Annotated in this window: 8 protein-coding genes and 1 pseudogene; 2 read left to right on the top strand and 7 right to left on the bottom strand. The window is 71.5% G+C overall.

Translation table 11 applies throughout. From position 1 onward, the window contains the following. Positions 1-524, top strand: a pseudogene (locus tag FF041_RS39030) (hypothetical protein); the annotation flags it as partial. On the opposite strand, the gene FF041_RS15990 reads toward FF041_RS39030, so the two are convergent. The 4 genes from FF041_RS15990 to FF041_RS16005 all read right to left on the bottom strand — a co-directional run bounded on the left by FF041_RS15990 (position 414) and on the right by FF041_RS16005 (position 3,338). Next, positions 414-1,502 carry an ABC transporter substrate-binding protein gene (locus FF041_RS15990; protein ID WP_153523438.1) on the bottom strand — a complete coding sequence of 363 codons (1,089 nt, stop codon included), beginning with the start codon at positions 1,500-1,502 and terminating at the stop codon, positions 414-416. The pseudogene FF041_RS39030 and the gene FF041_RS15990 overlap by 111 nt on opposite strands. Further along, positions 1,502-2,173 carry an ABC transporter permease gene (locus FF041_RS15995; RefSeq protein ID WP_323391925.1) on the bottom strand — a complete coding sequence of 224 codons (672 nt, stop codon included), beginning with the start codon at positions 2,171-2,173 and terminating at the stop codon, positions 1,502-1,504. The genes FF041_RS15990 and FF041_RS15995 overlap by 1 nt, the downstream gene beginning before the upstream one ends. Beyond that, entirely contained in the window at positions 2,170-2,850 is a 681-nt protein-coding gene (locus FF041_RS16000) for an ABC transporter permease (protein ID WP_153523439.1), read from the bottom strand. Before FF041_RS16000 ends, FF041_RS15995 begins: the two co-directional genes overlap by 4 nt. 74 nt (positions 2,851-2,924) lie before the next feature. Further along, positions 2,925-3,338: a VOC family protein gene (locus tag FF041_RS16005; RefSeq protein ID WP_153523440.1), complete on the bottom strand. Its 414-nt coding sequence runs from the start codon at positions 3,336-3,338 to the stop codon at positions 2,925-2,927. 100 nt (positions 3,339-3,438) lie between these two features. Here FF041_RS16005 and FF041_RS16010 point away from each other — a divergent pair, with 100 nt between their 5' ends. Then, entirely contained in the window at positions 3,439-4,029 is a 591-nt protein-coding gene (locus tag FF041_RS16010; RefSeq protein WP_153523441.1) for a TetR/AcrR family transcriptional regulator, read from the top strand. A 128-nt stretch (positions 4,030-4,157) separates the two neighbouring features. Here FF041_RS16010 and FF041_RS16015 read toward each other — a convergent pair whose 3' ends face one another. From FF041_RS16015 to FF041_RS16025, 3 genes are all read right to left on the bottom strand, one after another. Next, a complete protein-coding gene (locus tag FF041_RS16015) occupies positions 4,158-5,504 on the bottom strand; it encodes an MFS transporter (RefSeq protein WP_153523442.1) in 1,347 nt (448 codons plus the stop codon). A gap of 171 nt (positions 5,505-5,675) precedes the next feature. Next, entirely contained in the window at positions 5,676-6,059 is a 384-nt protein-coding gene (locus FF041_RS16020) for a Zn-ribbon domain-containing OB-fold protein (RefSeq protein WP_323391926.1), read from the bottom strand. A gap of 98 nt (positions 6,060-6,157) precedes the next feature. Further along, positions 6,158-6,877, bottom strand: a complete 720-nt coding sequence (locus FF041_RS16025) for a TetR family transcriptional regulator (protein ID WP_153523445.1) — start codon at positions 6,875-6,877, stop codon at positions 6,158-6,160. Positions 6,878-7,095 lie beyond the last annotated feature (218 nt).

Raw genomic sequence — 7,095 nt, forward strand, 5'->3', positions numbered from 1 at the left:
CCCCATCGGCCCCGGACGCGGGCGGCGGCGAGCACTCCGGTTCCGCGCCGGGCGCACCCGCGCCGGCGGACCCCGCCCAGCGGCGCGCGGCGCCCGCCCATGACCCCCACCCCGCGATACTGGCCGCCGCGCAGGCCGGGCGGCACAGCGAGGCCGCGGCGGCTGCCGCCGCATGGGAGCAGCAGGAGCTGCGGGCCCACGGCCCCGGCTCCGTACAGGCGATTCACTGGCTGGAGGTACGCGCCGATCTGGCGCGGCTCGCCCGGGAGCCGGGGCTCAGCTGTGAGCTGTGGATGACCGCGGCGGAGGCGCGGCTCGGCCGGGAGCAGGCGCCGGACGACCCCGATGTGGAGGGCGCGGTCGACCGCGCCCATCACCAGTGGGAGCAGATCGGGGATGCGGGCAGGGCGCGTTCACTGGCCCCGAGACTGGTGGCGCTGCGCCGCCGGGTGCCGGGGCGGCAGCGCGGCGCGCTGCGGGTGCTTCAGCGGCGGCTGGAGAGCCTGCACACCGGGGCCCCCTCCCGGCGGTCCTGAGATCCGCCACGGGGGTCCGCCGGCGGTGCCGAGCAGCCCCTTGGTCTTCAGATACCGCTCGGCCACGTCCTCGGGCAGTCTGCGCCAGCTGTCCACCTGTTCGTTGAGCGAGGCCAGATCCCCGGTCGTGAGCACGGTGTTGAGCCGGGCCAGCGCCCGGGTCACCCCCTCGCTTCCGGCCCGTGCCCGGTTGACCACCGGGACGATGTAGTCGGCGTTCTGGAGGTGCCGGTCGTCGGCGAGCAGCACCAGCCCGAAGTCGTCGAGGGTGGCGTCGGTCGTCGTGGTCAGCACCATCTGGTCGTGGCCGTCCTGGACCGCCCTTTTGGCCTGGGTGGTGCCGACTCCCTTGGGGTCGACGGCGGTGATGTCGATGCCGTAGACCCGTTTGAGCCCGGGTTCGCAGTACGGCCGGACCACGCATTCGTCGCCCGCGGCCAGCCGTACCGGCAGCTTGGCCCGGCCCAGATCGCTGAGTGTGCTCAGCCGGTGCTCGGCGGCGTAGCCGCGGCTCACGGCGAAGGCGTTCTGGTCCACCGCCCGGCCCGGGTCGAGCACTTCGAGCCCGCGCGGGGTGGCCAGAGCGCGCAGCGCGGTCATGGTCCGGCGGAGGTCCGGGGAGCCGGCCGGGGGTGCGTCCGGGCCGTTGGTCTTGGCGTTCAGCCAGTCGGCGAAGGTCGCCGCGTACTCGGGCACCACATCGATCTGGCCGCTCTCCAGGGCCGGTTCGTAGATCTCGCGGTTGGTGACGGAGAGGGTCTCGGTCCGGTATCCGGCGTGCCGGAGGAGGAGTCCGTACATCGTGGCGAGCAGATCGCTCTCGGTGAAGCCCGCCGAGCCGATGGTCAGCCGTCCGCTGTCGCCGGGGGGCGCGTCGACTTCGCCGCGCCGCTCCAGCGCGGGGCCGGTCACACAGGCGGTGAGCGCCAGCAGGGCGAAGGCGGCGGAGACGAGCTTGGGGCGCATCAGCCGCTCCCCCGCGCCCAGGGGGGACCGAGGCGCTGTCCGAGGACGAAGAGCGCCTCGACGATCAGCGCGAAGAGCGCGACCAGGACGGCCCCCGCGACGACCTGGGGGGTGGAGGCGAGATTGAATCCGGCGGTGATGATACGGCCGAGTCCGCCGCCGCCGGCGAGCGCCGCGATGGTCGCGGTGGCGACCAGCTGTACGGCGGCGATGCGTACTCCGGTGAGGATGAGGGGCAGCGCGAGGGGTATCTCCACGCCGGACAGCAGCTGCCGGCCCGTCATCCCCATGCCGCGTGCGGCTCTGACGACGTCGCGGTCGACTCCGCGCATGCCGACATAGGCGTTGGTGAGCAGCGGCGGCACGGCGAAGAGCACCAGCGCGATGACGGTGGGCCAGGCGCCGTACCCGCCGATCGGGCTGAGCAGCAGCAGGACGAGAACGGCGAAGGTGGGCACGGCGCGGCCGATGTTGGAGATGTTGACGGCGAGCGCACCGCCCCTGCCGAGGTGTCCGAGGATCAGGGCGACGGGCAGGGCCGTCAGACAGCTGAGCGCGAGACAGACCCCGGTGAGATAGAGATGTTCGAGGAGCCGCTGTCCGATGCCCGACGCGCCGGACCAGTTGCCGGGGTCGGTGAGCCAGTCCCAGGCCGCGCCGAGGGTGTTCACGCGCTCACCGCTCTGGTCCAGGGGGTGACGTACCGCTGTACGAGGAGCAGCAGCAGATCGGCGGCGACGGCGATGATCACGCAGAGCGCGGACGCGGTGAGCACCTGGGCCTTGAAGTAGGTGTTCATGCCGGAGTAGATGAGATTGCCGAGACCTCCGTAGCCGACGATCGCCCCGATGGTGACCAGGGAGACGGCGGAGACGACGGCGATCCGCAGCCCGGCCATGGCGGCGGGCAGGGCGAGCGGGAGTTCGACGGCGAGCAGCAGCCGGATGGGGCCGTAGCCCATGCCCCGGGCGGCCTGTCGGGTCTCCTCGGGGACCGCGCGCAGTCCGGCGAGGATGTTCCGTACCAGCAGGGTGAGGGAGTAGAGCGCCAGTCCGGCGATGACGAGCGAGGCGGAGAGCCCGTACAGCGGCAGCAGCAGCGAGAACATCGCCAGCGAGGGGATGGTGTAGAGAACGGTGGTCACGCCGAGCACCGGGCCCGCCGTCCAGCGCCAGCGGCGGGCGGCGACGGCCAGCGGGACGGCGACGGCGAGCGCGATCAGTACGGAGACGGCGGTCAGCTGAAGGTGCTGGACCACCGCGTCGCCGAGGATCTGGCGGCGGGTGGAGAGATACTCGCCGCAGATCCACTCGTTGCGCGCGAGACAGTCGTCGGGGGTCGCCGTCATCCCTTCATTGCAGCCCGCCCCGTCCGGGGAGCGCGCGCTGGGCTCGGCTGTTCGTGTGCCGGGGGCGGGCCGGGTCAGGAGGCGCGGAACCGGTCGGCGTACTCGCCGGACGGCGGGATCTCGGTGATGACGTCGATGAGGACGCCGCTGGGGTCGGCGACGATGAAGTGGCGCTGGCCGAACTCCTCGGTGCGCAGCTCCAGCTCGGGGTCGAGCCCTTCCCTGACGACGAGACGCTCCCATTCGGCGTCCACGTCCTCGACCTCGAAGTTGAGCAGCAGTCCGGTGACCGGGGTGCGGTAGCCCTCGGGGATGGTCGGGTGGGTGTGGTCCAGTACGGCCAGTTCGAAGGGGAGGGTTCCGGGGCGGCGCAGGCTGACGTACCAGTCGGCTTCGAAGGTGATCCCGAAGCCCATCAGCCGGGTGTAGAAGTCCACGGTCTCCTGGAGCCGGGCGGTGGCGATCACGGGATAGAAGCTGGTCAGCATGGTGGTGCCCCTCTTTCACGTACCTTCGGTATGCGAACGAACGTATTGGCGTACCATCGGTATGTCAACAGTGGGCGAGCATCGGAACGGATGGACCGGGATGGGGAACACGACGAGGGCCGAACAGCGCGAGCGGACCCGGCGCGCCCTGCTCGGCGCGGCCAGGGCGCTGTTCGCCGCCGAGGGGTACGGAGCCGTGGGGCTGGCGGAGATCGTCAAGGCCGCCGAGGTCACCAAGGGCGCGCTCTACCATCACTTCGACGGCAAGGCGGATCTGTTCCGCGCCGTGCTCGCGGAGGTCCAGGACGAGGTGGGGCAGCGGGTGTCGAGCGCCGCCGACGCGCGGGAGGACCCCTGGGAGCAGCTGACGGCGGGCTGCCAGGAGTTCATCACGGCCGCCACCGACCCGGACATCCAGCGGATCATGCTCATCGACGGCCCGGCGGTCCTGGGCTGGAACGAGTGGCGGGGGATGGACGAGGCGTCGTCGGCGCACCATCTGGCCGAGGCGCTGACGGATCTGGTCGAACGCGGGGTGATCGCCCGGCAGCCCGTCGCCCCGCTCGCGCATCTGCTCTCGGGCGCGATGAACGAGGCCGCGCTCTGGCTGGCCTCCTCCGGGGGGCCCGGGGAGCTGGCCGACACCCGGGCGGCGCTGTCGGGGATTCTCGATGCGCTGCGGACGCGATGAGGACGGGGCGGGGGAAGCGGGCGGGGAAGCGGGCGTGCCGTCAGGCCGATCATCGGCGGAGGAATCGGGCGCGCGCGCCGTCGGGCCGGCCGTCGGCGGAGGGACGGCGCCGAGGGTCTTCTTCCGCGTCAGGGCCCGGCCGCGAGCCGGGCGGCGTCGCGGTCGGGGTCGATGAGCGGCAGGGCGGCCGCCGCACCGATCATCATGGTGACGCCGAGCGTCAGGAAGCCGTCGCCGTAGCCGAGGGCGGCCGATTCGCCGGAGGCGATCAGCCTCCCCATGACGGCGGGCGCGATGACCCCGCCGAGGCTGTAGACGCCCGTGATGATGCCGAAGACCATGACGCGCTGTCCGGCCGGGGCCACATCGGCGAGTCCGGCGAAGGCGACCCCGAAACCCGCGGAGTTGAGGCAGGACGCCAGGATGAGCAGAGTCATCTGGAGCGCTCCCCGGTCCAGCGAGGAGAACGCGGCGGTGCAGAGCCCGGAGGCGAGGACCAGGACGCAGGGCAGGATGCCGCGGGTGATCCGGTTGCTGATGCCCCGTTCGGCCAGGGAGCGGGAGACCATCCCCACCCCGATGACCGCGATCGCGCCGCCCAGATAGGGCAGAGCCACCAGATTCCCGGCGGTGCGGGCATCGTAGCCGAGCCCCTCCTGGAGGTAGAGCGGAAGCCAGCTGATCTTCACCGAGCTGTTCGCGTACGCGACGAAGAACAGCAGCGGGACGCCGATGAGGGTGCCGGTGCCGAAGAGGCGCTTCAACGGCACCCGTTCGGGCAGCACCGGCGCGGCGGCGCTCTGGCCGCGCCCGCCGTGCCCGCCGTACCCGCCGTCCGGCGCGGCCTCGGGGCCGGAGTCGCCCCCGATCAGCCAGAGCACCACGACCACCGCGCCGAACGCGGCCAGCACACCGAACGCCGTGTGCCAGGAGTGGCCGGCGATCACCCAGGTGAGGACCGGGGCGGCGATCAGAGGGCCGATCCCCGCCCCGGCGACGACGACCGAACTGGGCACGGCCCGCTGATGGGCCGGGAACCAGGAGTGCACGACCTGCATCGCCAGCGCGGTGGTGGGCCCCTCGGCGAAGCCGAGCAGCACCCGGCAGGCGACGATGGCGGTGAAGCCGACCTGTGCGGCCATCGGAGCGAGACTGATCGCCCACAGCGTGGCGATGCCGACGAGCAGCCAGCGCGCACCCACTCGGCAGCCGAGCCAGCCGCCCAGCACCGAGCCGATGCCGAACAGCCAGAAGAAGCTGCTCTGAACGACTCCGAACTGGGCGTCGTCCAGCCCGAGTTCCTGCTTCATGCCGACGCCCGCCAGTCCCACCACGACCTTGTCGGCGGAGTTGACGAGCATCAGACACACCAGCAGGGCGAGAACGATCCAGGCTCTGCGGCGGAGGGACGGCGGGCCCGCGGCGGATTCGTCCCTGGGAGTGGAGTCCGCATCCGCATGCTGACCGATGGCCATATACGCCTCCCTGAGACCTGGCCCGATTCGATCGAAGCGAATCAGCCAGAACCATGCTCAGCAAGCATTCACAGACGGCCTCTTGAGTTTTCATTCGATGATGTGAATCGTCGCTCGGACTTTCCTATGGCGAGCCGCTTCAGCCGGTGAGACGGTCTGCCGACAGGTTGCTCAGCGCCAGTCGGCGGGCCCGACCGGATCGCAGATTTCGAGAACCGCCTCGCCGGAGCGGGGGTCGGACCCGGCCACGGGGCGCACCCGGGCGCCGACCCAGACCAGTTGCGGCGCGATGCCGACGACCCGGCAGCGGAACATGAAGCCCTCGGGGTAGCGGACCAGGGACTCGTTGCGCGCCACCCGGGTGTAGCGGTTGACGACGGCGGACCGGACGACGACGCCCTCGCTGTAGCTGCACTCGGACTCCAGCTCGCTGGAGGCGCAGACGGGGCAGAGCAGCCGCCTGAAGGACGCGCTGCCGCACCAGCGGCAGCGCTGATAGATGAGACCGGCCTCCGCTCGCGCCGAGGGCGCGGTGCCGGTTCGGGGCTGGGACACGTCTCGACTCCCTGCACTCGGCTGGAACGCGCCACGTCTGGCGTCGGCGCCCCCGCACCATATGGCACTCAGTGCCGCTACGTACAGGTACTGAGTGCCTACTTCAGGGCGGGACTCTCGGCGAGGGCCGACTCCAGCCGCTGCACGACCCGCCAGAGCGGGGCGTTCCTCGACGCGACCATCACGATGACCTCGCCGTCGCCGTCGCCGAGACCGGGGGCCGGGGTGAGGACGGCGGCGTCCCCGGACGCCTGCGCCGGGCGGCCCCACACCTCGCGTACGAGCCCGAGCGCATGGTCGACCGCCGCCTCGGCGTCGCCCTCGCCGCCCGAACGCAGCCAGGAGCGCAGCCCGTTGTTGTGCGCGGCCACCACGGCGGCGGCGATCACCTCGGCCCGCAGCGCCCCGTCCCGCTGCGCCCCGTACCGGCGGCGCAGATACCCGGCCAGGGTGCGTTCATAGCGGCGCACCACGGACAGCTCATAGGTGCGCAGACCGGGCACTTCACGGGTGAGACGGTAACGCTGCACGGAGAACTCGGGGTTCGCGGCGTACATCCGCAGCACGATTCGGGCGGCCTCGCAGACCGCGTCCACCGGATCGCCGCCGTCGCGGATCCCGCCGGACTCCAAGAACGCCGTCATCTCGGCCAGACAGCGCTCATGGTCGGGAAAGACCGCGTCCTCCTTGGACGGGAAGTAGCGGAAGAACGACCGGCGGCCCACCCCCGCCCGCGCGACGATGTCGTCCACCGTCGTCCCCTCGAAGCCCCGCTCCATAAAAAGCTGGAAAGCGGCCTCGGCGAGCACCTCGCGCATGGGCGCCTTGGCTGCCGTGCTCTCCGCGCCCGGGGGGCGGGGGGCGGCCTTGCGTCGTCTGCGCACCTCTGTCATGCCGGGAAACGTAGCACCGTAACGCGCCTTTTGGCACTAGGTACCTTTACATGGGGTACTGAGTGCCATAGCCTCGCGGAAACGACCCGTCCAGCAGTAGGAGAGCCGGCGTGAGCTTGAGGATCGTTGTCTGTGTGAAGTAT

The organism is Streptomyces jumonjinensis (assembly GCF_009600885.1).
Taxonomy (GTDB): domain Bacteria; phylum Actinomycetota; class Actinomycetes; order Streptomycetales; family Streptomycetaceae; genus Streptomyces; species Streptomyces jumonjinensis.

What these genes read in the sequence shown, in the direction of transcription:
- FF041_RS15990 (WP_153523438.1), bottom strand. Translation starts at nt 1,502, where the DNA reads ATGCGCCCCAAGCTCGTCTCCGCCGCCTTCGCCCTGCTGGCGCTCACC.
- FF041_RS16000 (WP_153523439.1), bottom strand. Translation starts at nt 2,850, where the DNA reads ATGACGGCGACCCCCGACGACTGTCTCGCGCGCAACGAGTGGATCTGC.
- FF041_RS16005 (WP_153523440.1), bottom strand. Translation starts at nt 3,338, where the DNA reads ATGCTGACCAGCTTCTATCCCGTGATCGCCACCGCCCGGCTCCAGGAG.
- FF041_RS16010 (WP_153523441.1), top strand. Translation starts at nt 3,439, where the DNA reads ATGGGGAACACGACGAGGGCCGAACAGCGCGAGCGGACCCGGCGCGCC.
- FF041_RS16015 (WP_153523442.1), bottom strand. Translation starts at nt 5,504, where the DNA reads ATGGCCATCGGTCAGCATGCGGATGCGGACTCCACTCCCAGGGACGAA.
- FF041_RS16025 (WP_153523445.1), bottom strand. Translation starts at nt 6,877, where the DNA reads ATGCGCGAGGTGCTCGCCGAGGCCGCTTTCCAGCTTTTTATGGAGCGG.